Raw genomic sequence first — 16297 nt, forward strand, 5'->3', positions numbered from 1 at the left:
TCCCTCCCCCACCTGCGTTCCCTAGCGTGGAACCATGACGGACGCCCTCACCTACTTCCAGAATCGCCTCTCCTTCGAGACCGATCCGTCCGACGTCTACGCCGCGCAGAGGGCGGGTTCGCACTTCGTGCTCGTCGACGTCCGCAGTGACGAGGCGTGGGCGCAAGGGCGGATCGTCGGCGCCGTACACCTGCCGTACCGCCAGATCGCGGAGCGTGCACCCCGAGAGATCAGGCCCGACACCGCCGTGGTCGTGTACTGCTGGAGTCCGGGTTGCAATGCCGGACAGAAAGCCGCCCTCGCCTTCGCGGAGCTGGGCTACTCGGTGAAAGAGATGATCGGCGGTTACGAGTACTGGGTCCGCGAGGGTCAGCCTTGCGAGAACGACGAAGGACCGGCTGAGCGAGTGTACGACCCGACCGTGATGGTCTTCCCCCGCCGCTGACGAGCTCGGACTCGTCCGCCCTGGGAGCCGGATGAGCTGATGAGGGAGCCGCCGGGAAGGCGCGCTCAGGCGCCTCCTGTCATAAGCTGCCGAGATGCCGCACCCTCCCCTGGAGCCGTTCGCGACGGGCTTCCTCGACCGCCCGGACGGCGCACGCCTGTACTTCGAGACGTCGGGCAACCCCGCCGGCCGACCGGCGGTGTACCTCCACGGCGGCCCGGGTGGCGGTCTCGGTCAGGGAGGGTATCGTCGACGGTTCGATCCCGACCTTCACCTCATCATCGGCCTGGATCAGCGCGGCTGCGGACGGAGCACCCCGTGGGCATGCGACGACCTCGGAAGTATGAAGGATCAGACCACGGATCACCTGGTGGACGATCTGGAGGCTCTCCGTGACCACCTCCAGATCGAAGCGTGGCTCGTCCATGGTGTCTCCTGGGGCACGACCCTCGCTCTGGCCTACGCCTTGGCCCACCCGCACCGTGTGTCGGCGATCGTCTGCTTCGCCGTCACCACAGGGAGCCGCTGGGAGATCGACTGGATCACCGACGGCGTTGCGGCGCTTTTCCCTGAGGCGCACGAGAAGCTGCGCGAGCCACTTCGATCCAACGAGCGGACGGTGGAGGGGTACGCACGCCTGCTCCGTGACCCGGACCCGCGGGTGCGCATCGACGCGGGCGACCGATGGGACGCCTGGGAAGCGACACACGTCTCTCTCGACCCATTCGCGACGCCCGCTCCGTTGCACGATGATGATCGACAACGTCTCACCTTTGCGACGCTCGTGACGCACTACTGGTCTCACGATTGCTTCCTGTCGGGCGACCGAGCTGTCCTTCGACGTGCACACCAACTCGCGGGCATTCCCGGCGTGCTCATCCACGGACGTCGCGACATCAGCGGCCCGTCGTTGACCGCATGGCAGCTGCACCGAGCGTGGCCCGGAAGTCGTCTCGAGATCGTCGAACAGGAGGGTCACGGAGGGCCGCGCAGCGCGGAGCTCGCCACGCACGCCATCGACGCCTTCGCCCGAGCAGCAGGGCCAGTCGGCTCTGCGTGAGTCGTCGGTGTCGGAGTCGCCTCCCCGGCAGACCCGCGGTCCGTCACGCCACGCGAACGGTCGACCTCCGCGCTCCCTGCGACTGCGTCGTGCGCAGCCAGCGAAGACCGCTCAGGCGGTCTCGACGTCCTCTGCGAACCACCGGGCCGCCGAACCGAAGAAGACCGGATCGACCGTGGAACTGTCCTCGTCGTCCACGACATCGCAGACCACGACCGTGACGTTGTCGCGCGTGCCCGCCTCGAGGGCCAGGGCCACCGCGGAAACCGCAGCCGCCCGCGGGCCCGGGGCCTCGGCGATGAGGCGAGCGACATCGACCTCGGGTACGTAGTCGGTGAGCCCGTCGCTGCAGAGCACCCACCGGTCACCGATACGCGGCGGACGCGTGGCCACAGAAACGACGTCGCCCTCGGCACCACCCAGAGAGGCGGTGATGATGTTGCGGCGAGGGTGGGCCGCGGCGGCCTCGGGCGGAATGATCCCATGGTCGACCAACGCCTGGACGTACGAATCATCACGCGTCTCGCGCGAGAACTCGCCGTCGCGCAGCAGATAAGCCCGCGAGTCTCCCGTGTGGGCCAGCAGGAGTTCGCCGGTCGTGCTCAGAAAGATCCCGGTGAACGTCGTCGCCATGCCTTCGAGCGCAGGATCGCGCTTCACGTGCGCCCGGATGTCCCAGTTCGCCTCGCGGATGCGCACGAGCAGGCCGTCGGCGTCGAGGCCTCCCCCTCGCGTCGCGACGAGGCGATGCAGCAATGCGGCTGAGGCCAGGTCACCCGACGGTCCGCCACCCACACCGTCGGCGACCGCCGCACCCCAGGACGCCGCGAACGCAGCGTCCTGGTTGGTGGGACGGTGGGCGCCGGCATCAGAAACGGCGGCCGTGATAAGCCGAACGGGCACAGGATCAGCGCGCGAAGTACCCGCGGTAGTACTCGTACACCCAACCGACAATCGCGACGACGAACACCGCGAATCCAACGGGGACGAGCCAGCTGCCCACGGCAAGACCGATCACGGCGATCGCCGCCGACGCAGCGAGCACGATGGGCCACCACGACCACGGGCTGAACTCGCCCATCTCGGGGTCGCCGTCGTCGATATCGGCCGTCAAAGTGTCTTCGGGCAGTTCACCGCGCTGCGCCTTGAGGACACGGCCGATGTAGAACGCGATCATCGTCGACATGAGGCCGAGGAATGACAGCGCGACAGTCCCGACCCACTCGACGCCGCCGTGCTGGATGAGGCTCCAGACGGTGTAGATCGCCGCGATGAGGAATGAGAAGACCGCGAGGATCCACCAGAGGTTGACATTGGTACGCATCGGATTACTTGACCTCTCCGGCCGCAGCGTCGACAACAGGTGCGTCGGGTGCGTCCTTGGCCGGACCCACGCCGACCGGGATGCCGGCCTCGGGGTGGTTCAGGTCGAACGCGGGACGTTCACTGCGGATGCGCGGAATAGAGGTGAAGTTGTGACGCGGCGGCGGGCACGACGTGGCCCATTCGAGCGACGCGCCGTAGCCCCACGGGTCGTCCACCGTCACGCGCGGCGCCTTGCGCGCCGTGATCCAGACGTTCAGCAGGAACGGGATCATCGAGGCGCCGAGGATCATCGAGCCCACGGTGGAGAGCTGGTTCTCCCACGCCCATCCGTCGGCCGCCGCGTAGTCGGCGTAGCGGCGGACCATACCGTCGACGCCGAGCCAGTGCTGGATGAGGAAGGTCATGTGGAAGCCGACGAACAGCATCCAGAAGTGCACCATTCCGAGACGCTCATTGAGCATCTTCCCGGTCCACTTGGGCCACCAGAAGTAGAAGCCGGCGAACATCGCGAACACCACGGTGCCGAACACGACGTAGTGGAAGTGCGCCACGACGAAGTACGAGTCGGACAGGTGGAAGTCCAGCGGGGGCGAGGCGAGGATGACACCGGTCAGACCGCCGAAGACGAACGACACGAGGAACCCGAGAGCGAAGACCATGGGCGTCTCGAAAGTGACCGATCCTCGCCACAGCGTGCCTATCCAGTTGAAGATCTTCACGCCCGTCGGGACGGCGATGAGCATCGTCATGAGCGCGAAGAAGGGCAGCAGCACCCCGCCGGTGACGTACATGTGGTGCGCCCACACGGCCACCGAGAGCGCCGCGATCGCGATCGTCGCGTAGACGAGGGTCTTGTATCCGAAGATCGGTTTGCGGCTGAACACCGGGAAGATCTCGGACACGATGCCGAAGAACGGCAGCGCGATGATGTACACCTCGGGGTGGCCGAAGAACCAGAACAGATGCTGCCAGAGCAGGACGCCGCCGTTCTCGGGGCTGTAGATGTGCGAGCCGAGCACGCGGTCGGCGGCAGCGGCGAAGATGGCTGCCGCGAGCACGGGGAATGCCAGCAGGATCAGGATGCTCGTGATGAGGGTGTTCCACGAGAAGATCGGCATGCGCCACATGGTCATGCCGGGGGCGCGCATCGTCAGCACGGTGGTGATGAAGTTCACCGCACCGAGGATCGTGCCGAAACCGCTGATGCCGAGACCGAGCATCCACAGGTTTCCACCGACGCCCGGCGAGAAGCTCGCATTCGCCAGCGGCTGATAGGCGAACCACCCGAAGCCGGCCGCACCCTGAGGGGTGAGGAAGCCGGACACGGCGATAGTCGAGCCGAAGAGGAAGAGCCAGAACGCGAAGGCATTCAGACGCGGGAACGCCACGTCAGGGGCACCGATCTGCAGCGGCAGCAGCGCGTTGGCGAAACCGGCGAAGAGCGGAGTCGCGAACATCAGCAGCATGATCGTGCCGTGCATGGTGAAGAGCTGGTTGTACTGCTCTTTCGTCGGGATGATCTGCATGCCCGGCTCGAAGAGCTCAGCACGGATGATCAGAGCCATCACGCCACCGAGCATGAAGAACAGGACGGACGCGATCAGGTACATGTACCCGATGGTCTTGTGGTCGGTGGACGTGATCCACTTGACGACCAGGTTGCCCTTCTGCTCGACACGCGTGGTGCTCAGCAGTGCGGCTTGACGCGGCGGGAGAGTCGTCGGCCGCGAAGGGCCCGTCCCCTGGAGCGGAAGCGTCGTGGCCATGATCACTCGTTCCCTTCGGTACCGGTCGTCGTCAGGTTCTGCAGACGCGACAGGTCGCTGATGTCGCCCACGTCGCCGGCGCGGCGCAGCGAGTCGAGATAGTCGTCGTACTCGGCTTCGCTGACGACCTTGACGTTGAAGAGCATCGCGGAGTGGGACTCACCGCAGAGCTCGGCGCACTTGCCCTCGTACGTGCCCTCGCGAGTGGGGGTGAACGACCACTCGTTGTCGCGGCCGATGTACATGTCTTTTTTGTAGAGGAAGTCGATGATCCAGAACGAGTGGATGACGTCGCGCGAGCGGAGGTCGATCTTGACCGTCTTGTTCACCGGAAGATAGAGGGTCGGCACGTCGTCGAGGTCGTAACCATCGGACGTCGCCTTGGCCTGGACTCCCATCGAGTAAACGGCGTCGGAGTTGTCTTCTTCCTCGCCGTTGTACTGGAAGTCCCACGCCCACTGCTTGCCGTACGCGGTGATCGACACATCCGGGTCGTCGTACTGCGTCTCGAGGGTGTTCTGATCGCGAGCCGTGAATGCGAAGAAACCCACGACGAGGATGAGCGGGACGATCGTGTAGAAGATCTCGACCGGCATGTTGTACCGCAGCTGGACCGGGAGGCCCGACTGACCCTTGCGACGGCGGTAGGCGATGACCGACCACAGCATGAGGCCCCAGGTGACGACACCCACGGCGAGGAGCACGATCCACGAGTTGACCCACAGACCGGCGACCATGTCGGTGTGGTTCGTCGCGGGCGTTCCGTCATCGACGAAGCCGGGCAGGAATCCGTGCAGCTGGGTCGTGGTGCAGCCCGAGAGGACAGCGACCGACGCGATCCCGAGAGGGAGGGCGGCCCAGCGAAGGCGACGTTTGGAGGGCACAATGCACCTTTCCGGGTCGTGGATGAAGCTTTGACAGTCTACGGCAACCTCTCACCGTTCTCAGGCCATTCGTCCAGTGCCGAGACATCGAGAACCCCCGGATTCCACGGTCTGATCCGTGGTCCAGGGGTTCTCGGAAACGACGCCACCGAACGGTGGCCGAGCTCAGTGGAAGCTGTCGCCGCAGGCGCAGGAACCCTGCGCGTTCGGGTTGTCGATCGTGAAGCCCTGCTCCGCGATCGTGTCCTTGAAGTCGATGCTCGCACCATCGAGGTACGGCACGCTCATGTCGTCGACGATGACTTCGACGCCGTCGAAGTCGACGACCTTGTCGCCGTCGAGGTGGCGCTCGTCGAAGTAGAGCTGGTAGATGAGTCCGGAGCATCCGCCGGGCTGGACGGCCACGCGCAGACGCAGGTCGTCGCGACCCTCCTGCGAGAGGAGGCTCTTCACCTTGTCGGAGGCGGCGGCGGTCAGGCCCACGCCGTGCTCACGGGTGTCGGCGGGCGACAGAGTGGTGTCGGTCATGGCGATGCCCTTCAGGTTGGTCGGTCGCGGGGACGAGACGAGTCTACGCCGATCCCACCCCCGCGGTCCCGTCAGACCGTGCGTTCGTTCATGCGCGCGAGAAGCAGGGCCTCGGACACGAGGGCGTTGCGGAAGGTCTGAAGGTGCAGCGACTCGTTGGGGCTGTGTGCGCGCGCGTGCGGGTCCTCTACCCCCGTCACCAGGATCTGCGCCGCAGGGAATTCGCGCACGAGGTCGGCGATGAAGGGGATGGAACCGCCGATGCCGACGTCGACGGACGCGACGCCGTACCCGTCGGCGAACGCTGCGCGCGCCTCCCCGACGGCCCAGCCGCTCGTGTCCACGAGGAAGGAATTGCCGCAGTCCACGTCGCGGAACTCCAGCCGCGCGCCGAACGGGGCGTGGGCGCGCAGGTGCTTCTCGATCGCGACGAACGCCTCCTCGGCATCCTGTCCGGGGGCGACGCGTGCGCTGATGACCACGCTCGTCTCGGGGGCGAGGGTGTTGGATGCCGACGCCACGGGCGTGGCATCCCATCCGGTGATGGTGAGGGAGGGCTTGTTCCAGATGCGACTGAGGATGGAGTCACGGCCGATCGGGCTGACCCCCTCGAGCAGTCCCGACTCCTCGCGGAGGGTGGCCTCGTCGTAATCCGGGGTGGCGGCGTCGCGCACCGCGAGGCCGTCGACGGCCACGGCGCCGTCGTCGTCCCACAGGGTCGCGAGCAGCTTGACCGTGGCGAGCATGGCATCCGGGACCGCGCCGCCCATCATACCCGAGTGCGAGGCGTGCTCCAGGGTGCGCACCGTGAGCGTGAATCGGGCGTTCCCGCGCAGCGACACCGTGAGCCCGGGGGTGCGTTCGTCCCAATTGCCGGAGTCGGCGACGACGATCACGTCGGAGCGCAGCGCGTCGGCGTTGTCGGCGAGGAACTGCGCGAACGACCGGGAGCCGTACTCCTCTTCACCCTCGACGAAGACGGCGAGGCCCAGGTCGAGGTCGTCGCCCAGCACGTCGGCGACCGCACGGACGGCCCCGACGTGGACCATGACACCGGCCTTGTCGTCGGCGGCACCTCGGCCGTAGAGACGACCGTCGCGAACCGTCGGCTGGAACGGCGGGGAGTCCCACAAGGCGTCATCGCCGGGGGGCTGCACGTCGTGATGCGCGTACAGCAGCACCGTCGGGCGACCGTTGCGGGCGGCGCGCGAGGCCAGCACCGCCGGCTGGCCCATCTCCTCGGTGCCGGGGATGGCGGCGCGCGTCACCGTCACCGAGTCGAAGACACCGGTGCCCTCGAGGAGGGCGGCGACGGCGTCGGCGCTTCGCACCAGGGCGGACTGATCGAAGGCCGGCCAGGCAATTGAGGGGATGCGCACGAGGGAGCCGAGATCGGCGAGGGCTGCGGGGATGCCGGCGTCCGCTGCATTTTGCACAGCGTCCTGCCGGGACAGGTCGAGGGTCATGCGGGTAATCTTAAATCTCCCGATCAACGAAGCACCGAGGTTTCCCGTGGCCAAGTCCCCTGCCCCCGCCCCCAACGACACCCCCGTCGACCCGACGGAGTTCGGCACGGGCAAGGGCCGTGCGACCCCGTCACGCGCCGAGCAGGAGGCCGCGCGCAAGCGCCCGCTCGTGCCCGACACCAAAGAGGCCAAGGCCCGCGCCCGGGCGGAGCTCGCCGCGCAGCGCGAGAAAGCTCGCATCGGCATGGCGGCCGGCGAGGAGCGTTACCTGCCGGTGCGCGACCGCGGCCCTCAGCGCCGTTTCGCGCGGGACTTCGTGGATGCCGGATGGCACCTCGGCGAGGGCGTCATGCCGTTCATGGTCATCGTGATCGTCGCGACCCTCATTCCCATGTCGATCTTCCAGTACTGGTCGTTCGTGGCGCTGTGGATCTTCATCCTCTTCGTCGTCGGCGACATGATCATCACCTCCATCCGCGTGAAGAAGGCCGCGAAGGAGAAGTTCGGCGAGAGCAAGCTCGAGAAGGGCCTCGGGTGGTACGCGGCGATGCGGACCGTTCAGATGCGCTTCATGCGCCTGCCGAAGGCCCAGGTCAAGCGCGGTCAGTACCCGGTCTGATCCCGAGTATCCGACGAACGGCGCGCCTTCGGGCGCGCCGTTTCTCATTCGCGTCGACGTCCCTCTCCGGCCGGCCGTGGACGGGTCGCCACGCGACTCCCCCGTGTCATTCGCGCCGGCGTGCCTCCCCGGCCGGACGCGGACGGGTCGCCACGCGGCTCTCTCGTCTCCTTCGCCCTGGCGTGCCTCCCCCGCCGGACGCGGAAGGGTCGCCGTGCGGCACGCCCGGCTCATCCCCGCAGGCACACGACCGCGGAAGAGAGCCCGCGGGCTTGCCTCACCGACCGCGCGCGAGGCCCCGGTTGATCTGTCGGGCCCAGAGCGGGCCGCGATACAGGAACCCGGTATAGCCCTGCACGAGGGTCGCCCCGGCGGCGAGCCGGTCGCGCACGTCGTCGGCGGTCTCCACTCCCCCGGCCGAGATGACGACGAACTCCGCCGGAACGGCCTCGCGGACGAGCCGCAGGACATCGGCCGCGCGCGCCTTCAGCGGCGCACCGGAAAGACCGCCGGCGCCCGCCGCCTCGACGGCGGCGGCATCCGTCTGCAAGCCGGAACGCTCGATCGTGGTGTTGGTGGCGATGATGCCCGACAGCCCCGCATCCACGGCGAGGCGCGCGATGTCCTGCACCTCGGAGTCGTCGAGGTCGGGTGCGATCTTGACCAGCAGCGGTGTGTCGCCCGCGGCATCGCGCACCGCCGTCAGCAGCGGGCGGAGGGTCTCGACCGCCTGCAGCCCCCGGAGTCCCGGGGTGTTGGGTGACGAGACGTTGACCACGAGATAGTCGGCGAGAGGGGCGAGCATGGTCGCGCTGCGGACGTAGTCGGTGGTGGCGTCGTCGACGGCCACGACGCGGCTCTTGCCGATGTTGACGCCGATCACAGGACGCGTGCGCGTGCGGCGCAGGCGTCGGAGCTTGGCCGCGGCGGCCGCTGCTCCATCGTTGTTGAAGCCCATGCGGTTGATCACCGCGCGATCGGCGACCAACCGGAACAGACGGGGCTTCGGGTTGCCGGGCTGCGGCAGGGCCGTGACGGTGCCGACCTCGACGTGGCCGAACCCCAGGGCGCCGAGGCCGCGCCCCATCGTGACGTTCTTGTCGAAACCAGCCGCCACACCGAACGGCGACGGGAAGTCGAGCCCGAGAGCCCGCACGCGCTGGTCGGGGGTCGGCGCCGTGAAGCGGCGGACCACGGATGCCACCGGCTCGACGCCCGCCGCGCGGATGACGAGAGCACCGAGGTGGTGCGCGAACTCGGGATCGAAGCGGGTGAGGACGGTGCGGAACAGAAGCGGATACATCACCGTCAGGCTACTGGACGCCCATCGAGATCGCCGTCCGCGGCGTCGGACGCGCTGGTCGCGTGATCCGCTCGCAGCTGTGCGATCGCCGCATCGAAATCCTCGAGGGAGTCGAACGCCTGGTAGACGCTCGCGAAGCGGAGGTAGGCCACTTCGTCGAGGTCGCGGAGGGGGCCGAGGATCGACAGTCCGATCTCATTCGCCTCGATCTGCGACGATCCCGTCTGGCGGATCGCCTCCTCGACCCGCTGGGCGAGGACGGCGAGATCGGCGTCGGTCACCGGTCGCCCCTGGCAGGCCTTCCGCACCCCCGACATGACTTTCTCGCGGCTGAACGGCTCGACGACGCCCGAGCGTTTGATGACGTTCAGGCTCGCGGTCTCGACCGTCGAGAATCGCCCGCCGCACTTCGGGCACTGGCGACGACGACGGATGCTGAGACCGTCGTCGCTCGTGCGAGAGTCGATGACGCGCGAGTCGGGATTGCGGCAGAACGGGCAGTGCACGCTCAGACCTCGAAGCGCGCGGTGACGGCCTCGCCGTGCGCGGGCAGCGCCTCGGCCTCGGCGAGGACGACGATGGCGTCCCGCACCTCGGACAGCGCAGCGCGGTCGTACTCGACGACCTGCTGGGGCCGCAGGAACGTCGCCGCCGACAGTCCCGCGCTATACCGAGCCTGACCACCCGTGGGGAGCACGTGATTGCTGCCGGCGAGGTAGTCGCCGAGGCTCACGGGCGTGTACGGGCCGACGAACACCGCGCCGGCGTTGACGAAGTCCTGCGGCCGCGGATCGGAGAGGTGCAGCTCGAGGTGCTCGGGGGCGTAGGCGTTGCTGAACGCCGTGGCCTGGGCGATGTCGTCGACGAGCACGACGGCCGATTGCGGGCCGTGGAAGGCGGCGGTCACGCGCTCACCGTGGCGCGTCGCGGCGACGCGCGCGGGCAGCGCGGACTGCACGGCCTCGGCCAGATCGGCGGAGTCGGTGACCAGCACGGCGGACGCCTGCTCGTCGTGCTCGGCCTGGCTCACCAGATCGGCCGCGACCAGGGTGGGGGTGGCGCTGTCGTCGGCGACGACGAGGATCTCGGTCGCTCCCGCTTCGGAATCCGTGCCGACTCGGCCCGCCACGGCCCGCTTGGCCGAGGCGACGAAGTTGTTGCCGGGTCCGGTGACGACGTCGACGGGGTCGAGGCCGATCTCGGAGACCCCATAGGCGAAGGCCCCGATGGCGCCGGCGCCGCCCATCGCGTACACCTCGGTGACCCCGAGCAGCCGCGCGGCCGCGAGGATGACCGGGTGCACGCGCCCGCCGAACGCGGACTGCGGCGGGGAGGCGAGGGCGACCTCGCGGACACCGGCGATCTGGGCCGGGACCACGTTCATCACGACGCTCGAGGGGTAGACCGCTTTGCCGCCGGGCACGTACAGCCCTACTCGCCGCACCGGCTGCCAGCGCTGAGTGACGCGCGCACCGGGACCGATCTCGGTCACGACCGGAGCGGGGACTTGCGCGGCGGAAGCCGTGCGGACGCGCTCGATGGCGGCGTTCAGGGCCGCGCGGATCTCGGGGGCGAGGTCGCGCAGTGCCTCATCGAGGTGGTCGAGGGGCACCCGGATGGCGTGGTCGACGACGCGATCGAATCGGGCGGCCTGCTCGCGCAGAGCCTCCTCTCCGCGGTGGGCGACGTCGTCGACGAGACGCGCCGCCGTGGCGAGGGCCTCATCACGCGCGGCGTCGGCCCGCGGAACCACGGCGAGGAACTCGGCCGGCGAGAGCGCGCGGCCGCGGAGATCGATCGTGCGAAGCATACGTCCAGGTTACCGGCCGTGTCGGCGTCGCCTCGCGCGCCGGAGCTGATCGCAGGCGGTGCTCAGGCGGGACGTGTCGGGGACACGGGTTCGTCGCGTCGAGCACAGCGAGGGACCGTGCCGGCGCCACGCGCCGCGCGGCGTTCCGACTGTGCGAGCCGCCGCGCCCGCGACGGGGCGGCTCGCAGAGGGTGATCAGCCCCGGGTGACACCCGAGACGTCGTGCAAGTAACCGATACGGCCGTCGTCGTGGCGCACCACGAACGTCTCGCCGCGATCTTCGACGACGAGAGCCCACGCGGTGGGTCCGATGTGGAAGATCGGCGTGCCGTAGTCATCGACGATCTCGCGCTCCGCCGGCGCCAGCGCCCAGAAAGCCTGGGCGTGAGGGTGATCGCGGTCGTCGTGAGCGTCGTGCCCGCGGTCCTGCCGGACGTCATCGTGCGAGGGACGGGGATCGTCATCGCGGCGCTCATCACGGTCGGCGCGCAGCGGCGCGAACACGTCGGTGTCATTGTCGGCGTCGGCGTGGGCGGCGGGAAGGACCGTCGTGCGCGGGGCGGCATCGTCAGGCGTGACATCCGTGGAGCCGGTGTAGCTGCCCGGCGTGGGGATGTCGGAGTCGTGTTCGACGACGGGGGCCGCCGGGCGGGACACGGTGTGCTCGGGTGCGTCGTGCTGGGGGTCACGGGGGGCGCGGGCGACACGAGGCGTGCGGGGGCGTGCGATGACGGGGCGGATCGGGCGGGCACTGCGGTGCGCGGGAACCTCTTCGCGCCCACGGAAGTCCTGGGCGAAGTGCGGGATGATGGGTCCGAAGACGGTCAGCACGACACCGGCGAGGAGGACGACGGCCTCCACCCAGATGACCCACGATCGCGTCCAGATCCCGGTCTCACCGAAGATCGCCACCGTGTCCCAGACCCACGAGACCCACACGATAGCCGAGACCGTGAAGGCGACCGAGGCGAACTGATCGATGCCGAGCGAACCGACCCGGCGGATCCCCTGCGGCGACAGCCGGCGCAGGATGAGAAGGCCGACGGCGACGGTGGGCAACGCGACGGTGGGGATCCACCACAGGCCGGAAAGCCACACGTTCATGCCGCCGATGAGGACACCCGACGGAGAGTCGAGGATGTTCGTGCGGAAGAACGACACGAAGAAGGCGACGACCCAGATGCCGAGAAGGGCTATCTCGCGGACCGAGAAGGGACCGACCCCGTACTGAGGCGCGTCCGCGCCGCGGGGGGCGTCGCTCTCGCGCGCCCCCGAGTTGGCGTGCGCAGAGGCCGGGACGGAACGGTGTTCTCCGGCGGGTACCGACGAGACGGTGTGGTCGTGGGCGGACGTCTCGTCGTCGAAAGCATCCGGATGCTCACGATCGGCGGGCGTGCTCCCGTCGTGGGGGTTCTGATCGGTCACGATGATCCTTTCGCCAGAGCGCGGAAACGCCTGGTCATCATAATCACGGGCTGGTCGGCATCCGCGGGGCTTGCAGCGAGCGTCGTCGGGACGGTTCAGCCGAGGCAGTTCGGCCCGAGGAGGCCCTTCAGCTCGCCGAACAGGTCGGCGGTCACGCGGACGGGCATGGGCACCTCGAACACCTTCGCGGTGCCGCCTTTGTGCAGCTTGAGCACGACCTCTGTCGAGCCCGAGTGCCGACGGAGCATCTGAGCGAGCTCGCCCACCAGTGCCTCGTTCGCGCGTTGCTCGGGCACGACGAGCGTGAGACCGCCGGTTTCGTCGAGTCCCTCGAGATCGGGCGCGAACGCACTCTGCGCGTGGAGATTCAGCCCGTCGTCGCGCCGCGAAACCCGGCCGCGCACGACCATGATGGAATCGGCCAGCAGCGCAGGCGCGAATTCGGCGTAGGTCTTGCCCATGAACATCACGGTCACCTCGCCGTTGAAGTCCTCGACGGTGACCATGCCGTAGGGATTGCCGCTCTGCTTGGCGACGCGGTGCTGAACGCTCGTGAGCAGGCCCGCCACCGTGACCTGGTCGCCGTCCTGCACATCGTCGGACGCCAGCAGGTCGTGGATCGACGTGGAGGCGTGTTTCGCCAGCGGCACCTCGAGGCCCGCCAGGGGGTGGTCGGAGACGTAGAGTCCGAGCATCTCGCGCTCGAACGCCAACTTGTCTTTCTTCGTCCACTCCGGACGCTCGGGCACCTTCGTGACCTGCTGCGGCTCGTCCCAGAGCGAGTCGAAGTCGAACCCGACCTCGCCGTTGGCCTCGCGCCTCTTGTCGAGTACCGCGCCCTCGCAGGCGTCCTCGTGCACCTCGATCAGCGCGCGTCGAGTGGAGCCGAGGGTGTCGAAAGCTCCCGCCTTGATGAGCGATTCGACGGTGCGCTTGTTGGCGACGTGGAGGGGCACTTTCGAAAGGAAGTCGTGGAACGAGGTGTAGCGGGACTCCTGACGGGCGGCGACGATGCCGTCGACCACGTTGGTGCCGACGTTGCGGATCGCGCCCAGGCCGAAGCGGATGTCTTCACCGACGGCCGCGAAGAACCGGATCGACTCGTTGACGTCGGGCGGCAGAACCTTGATGCCCATGCGACGGCACTCGTTGAGGTACACCGCCATCTTGTCTTTCGAGTCGCCGACGCTCGTCAGCAGCGCCGCCATGTACTCGGCGGGGTAGTGCGCCTTGAGATACGCGGTCCAGTACGACACGAGCCCGTAGGCGGCGGTGTGTGCTTTGTTGAAGGCGTAGTCGGCGAACGACTCCAGCACCTTCCACAGCGTCTGCTGCGCAACGTCACCGAAGCCCCGCTCGGTCATTCCGCCGAAGAAGATCTCTTTCTGCTTGTCGAGCTCGCTCTTCTTCTTCTTGCCCATCGCACGGCGGAGCAGGTCGGCCTGGCCGAGCGTGTAACCGGCGACGCGCTGCGCCACGGCCATCACCTGCTCCTGGTAGACGATCAGTCCGTAGGTGGTGTCGAGGATGTCGGCGAGCGGCTCCTCGAGCTCGGGGTGGATGGGCTCGATCTCCTGCTGCTTGTTCTTGCGCAGCGCGTAGTTGATGTGCGAGTTGACGCCCATCGGACCTGGGCGGTACAGCGCGAGCACAGCCGAGATGTCTTCGAAATTGTCGGGTCGCATCAGGCGCAGCAATGATCGCATGGGCCCGCCATCGAGCTGGAACACTCCGAGAGTGTCGCCGCGGGCGAGGAGTTCGTACGACGCCGCGTCGTCGAGCTCGAGGTCTTCCAGCACGAGCGGGTGGCCGCGGTTGGCCTCGATGTTGTCGAGGGCGTCGTTGATGATCGTGAGGTTGCGCAGCCCCAGGAAGTCCATCTTGATCAGGCCGAGCGACTCGCACGCGGGGTAATCGAACTGCGTGACGATCTGCCCGTCCTGCTCCCGGCGCATGATCGGAATGATGTCGATGAGCGGCTCGCTCGACATGATCACACCGGCGGCGTGCACACCCCACTGACGCTTGAGGTTCTCGAGCCCGAGCGCGGTGTCGAACACCGTCTTGGCCTCGGCATCGGTCTCGATGAGGGTGCGGAACTCGCTCGCCTCTTTGTAACGCGGATGCTCGGGGTTGAACATGCCGTCGAGCGGCATGTCTTTGCCCATGACAGCGGGGGGCATGGCCTTGGTGAGCCTGTCGCCCATGCTGAAAGGGAAGCCGAGCACGCGCCCGGCGTCCTTCAGCGCCTGCTTGGCCTTGATCGTGCCGTACGTGACGATCTGCGCGACGCGCTCGTCGCCGTACTTCTCGGTGACGTACTGGATGACCTCCCCACGACGACGGTCGTCGAAATCGACATCGAAGTCGGGCATGGACACGCGGTCGGGATTGAGGAAGCGCTCGAAGATGAGTCCGTGCTGCAACGGGTCGAGATCGGTGATCTTCATGGCGTACGCGACCATCGAGCCGGCGCCCGAGCCACGGCCGGGCCCGACGCGGATACCGTGGTCCTTCGCCCAGTTGATGAAGTCGGCGACGACCAGGAAGTAGCCCGGGAAGCCCATCTGCAGGATGACGCCGGTCTCGTATTCGGCCTGCGTGCGGACCTCGTCGGGGATGCCACCGGGGTAGCGATCGCGCAGGCCGTTCTCGACCTCTTTGATCATCCAGCTGTCTTCGGTCTCGCCCTCGGGCACCGGGAAGCGCGGCATGTAGTTGGCCGAGGTGTTGAACTGGACGTCGCAGCGCTCGGCGATCAGCAGCGTGTTGTCGCACGCCTCGAGGTTGTCGCGGAAGATCTGACGCATCTCGGCCGGGGACTTGACGTAGTAGCCGTCGCCGTCGAACTTGAAGCGCTTGGGATCGTCGAGGGTGGAGCCGGACTGCACGCAGAGCAGGGCGGCATGGCTCGTCGCGTCGTGCTGGTGCGTGTAGTGGAGGTCGTTCGTGCCGACGAGAGGGATGCCGAGGTCTTTCGAGATCTTCAGCAGGTCGGTCATGACCCGACGCTCGATCGACAGGCCGTGGTCCATGATCTCGGCGAAGTAGTTGTCTTTGCCGAAGATGTCCTGGAACTCCGCGGCGGCGGCGCGCGCGGCGTCGTACTGGCCCAGGCGCAGGCGCGTCTGCACTTCGCCGGAGGGGCAGCCCGTGGTTGCGATAAGGCCCTTGCCGTAGGTCTGCAGCAGCTCGCGGTCCATGCGGGGCTTGAAGTAGTAGCCCTCCATGCTCGCCCTGGACGACAGGCGGAACAGATTGTGCATGCCCTCCGTCGTCTCGGACAGCAGCGTCATGTGCGTGTACGCGCCCGAGCCGGAGACGTCGTCGCCCTGCTGCTCGGGCGTGCCCCAGCGCACGCGCGCTTTGTCGGAGCGGTGCGTGCCGGGGGTGACGTAGGCCTCGATGCCGATGATGGGCTTGATGCCGGCGTCTTTCGCGGTCTTGTAGAACTCGTACGCCGCGAAGGTGTTGCCGTGGTCTGTCACGGCAATGGCCGGCATGCCCTGCTTGACGGCCTCTTGCACCATCGGCCCGATACGCGCCGCGCCGTCGAGCATCGAATACTCGCTGTGCACGTGAAGGTGAACGAAGGAGTCTGCTGCCACGTATCGAGTGTACGTTCGACCTCCGACATCGCCCTCGGATGTTCGGGGCGGACACCC

General features: G+C 67.8%; 14 protein-coding genes. 3 read left to right on the forward strand and 11 right to left on the reverse strand.

Going from position 1 to position 16297, the window contains the following annotated elements:
• Window positions 1–34: 34 nt before the first annotated feature.
• Together MT347_RS09895 and pip are read left to right on the forward strand one after the other, a co-directional pair.
• The gene (locus MT347_RS09895; protein WP_243500635.1) at window positions 35–445 is read left to right on the forward strand and encodes a rhodanese-like domain-containing protein; all 411 of its coding nucleotides are present in this window, start codon (window positions 35–37) and stop codon (window positions 443–445) included.
• A 94-nt stretch (window positions 446–539) separates the two neighbouring features.
• Entirely contained in the window at window positions 540–1505 is a 966-nt protein-coding gene (gene pip / locus MT347_RS09900; RefSeq protein ID WP_243500637.1) for a prolyl aminopeptidase, read from the forward strand.
• Window positions 1506–1616: 111 nt separating this feature from the next.
• Here the strand turns inward: pip and MT347_RS09905 are convergent, their stop codons facing one another.
• The 6 genes from MT347_RS09905 to MT347_RS09930 all read right to left on the reverse strand — a co-directional run bounded on the left by MT347_RS09905 (window position 1617) and on the right by MT347_RS09930 (window position 7475).
• Window positions 1617–2408 carry a PP2C family serine/threonine-protein phosphatase gene (locus tag MT347_RS09905; RefSeq protein WP_243500639.1) on the reverse strand — a complete coding sequence of 264 codons (792 nt, stop codon included), beginning with the start codon at window positions 2406–2408 and terminating at the stop codon, window positions 1617–1619.
• A 4-nt stretch (window positions 2409–2412) separates the two neighbouring features.
• Window positions 2413–2829, reverse strand: a complete 417-nt coding sequence (locus tag MT347_RS09910) for a cytochrome c oxidase subunit 4 (RefSeq protein WP_243500641.1) — start codon at window positions 2827–2829, stop codon at window positions 2413–2415.
• A 4-nt stretch (window positions 2830–2833) separates the two neighbouring features.
• Window positions 2834–4597: a cytochrome c oxidase subunit I gene (gene ctaD, locus MT347_RS09915; RefSeq protein WP_183417936.1), complete on the reverse strand. Its 1764-nt coding sequence runs from the start codon at window positions 4595–4597 to the stop codon at window positions 2834–2836.
• Between the two features lie 2 nt (window positions 4598–4599).
• Window positions 4600–5481: a cytochrome c oxidase subunit II gene (coxB, locus tag MT347_RS09920; RefSeq protein ID WP_243500643.1), complete on the reverse strand. Its 882-nt coding sequence runs from the start codon at window positions 5479–5481 to the stop codon at window positions 4600–4602.
• 165 nt (window positions 5482–5646) lie between these two features.
• On the reverse strand, window positions 5647–6009 hold the full coding sequence (locus MT347_RS09925) for an iron-sulfur cluster assembly accessory protein (protein WP_243500645.1): 363 nt from the start codon (window positions 6007–6009) through the stop codon (window positions 5647–5649).
• A 71-nt stretch (window positions 6010–6080) separates the two neighbouring features.
• The gene (locus MT347_RS09930) at window positions 6081–7475 is read right to left on the reverse strand and encodes a dipeptidase (RefSeq protein ID WP_243500647.1); all 1395 of its coding nucleotides are present in this window, start codon (window positions 7473–7475) and stop codon (window positions 6081–6083) included.
• Between the two features lie 46 nt (window positions 7476–7521).
• On the opposite strand from MT347_RS09930, the gene MT347_RS09935 reads away from it, so the two are divergent.
• A complete protein-coding gene (locus MT347_RS09935) occupies window positions 7522–8094 on the forward strand; it encodes a DUF3043 domain-containing protein (RefSeq protein WP_243500649.1) in 573 nt (190 codons plus the stop codon).
• Window positions 8095–8371: 277 nt separating this feature from the next.
• Here the strand turns inward: MT347_RS09935 and MT347_RS09940 are convergent, their stop codons facing one another.
• The 5 genes from MT347_RS09940 to dnaE form a co-directional block, all read right to left on the reverse strand.
• Complete coding sequence (locus MT347_RS09940) at window positions 8372–9397, reverse strand: quinone-dependent dihydroorotate dehydrogenase (RefSeq protein WP_243500651.1); 1026 nt, start codon at window positions 9395–9397, stop codon at window positions 8372–8374.
• Window positions 9398–9402: 5 nt separating this feature from the next.
• On the reverse strand, window positions 9403–9903 hold the full coding sequence (gene nrdR / locus MT347_RS09945) for a transcriptional regulator NrdR (protein WP_243500653.1): 501 nt from the start codon (window positions 9901–9903) through the stop codon (window positions 9403–9405).
• Between the two features lie 2 nt (window positions 9904–9905).
• Entirely contained in the window at window positions 9906–11207 is a 1302-nt protein-coding gene (hisD, locus tag MT347_RS09950; protein ID WP_243500655.1) for a histidinol dehydrogenase, read from the reverse strand.
• Window positions 11208–11402: 195 nt separating this feature from the next.
• Window positions 11403–12632 carry a hypothetical protein gene (locus MT347_RS09955; RefSeq protein WP_243500657.1) on the reverse strand — a complete coding sequence of 410 codons (1230 nt, stop codon included), beginning with the start codon at window positions 12630–12632 and terminating at the stop codon, window positions 11403–11405.
• Window positions 12633–12727: 95 nt separating this feature from the next.
• On the reverse strand, window positions 12728–16192 hold the full coding sequence (gene dnaE, locus MT347_RS09960; protein WP_243501109.1) for a DNA polymerase III subunit alpha: 3465 nt from the start codon (window positions 16190–16192) through the stop codon (window positions 12728–12730).
• Window positions 16193–16297 lie beyond the last annotated feature (105 nt).

This window comes from Microbacterium sp. VKM Ac-2923, assembly GCF_022815605.1.
In the GTDB taxonomy this organism is placed as follows: Bacteria; Actinomycetota; Actinomycetes; order Actinomycetales; family Microbacteriaceae; genus Microbacterium.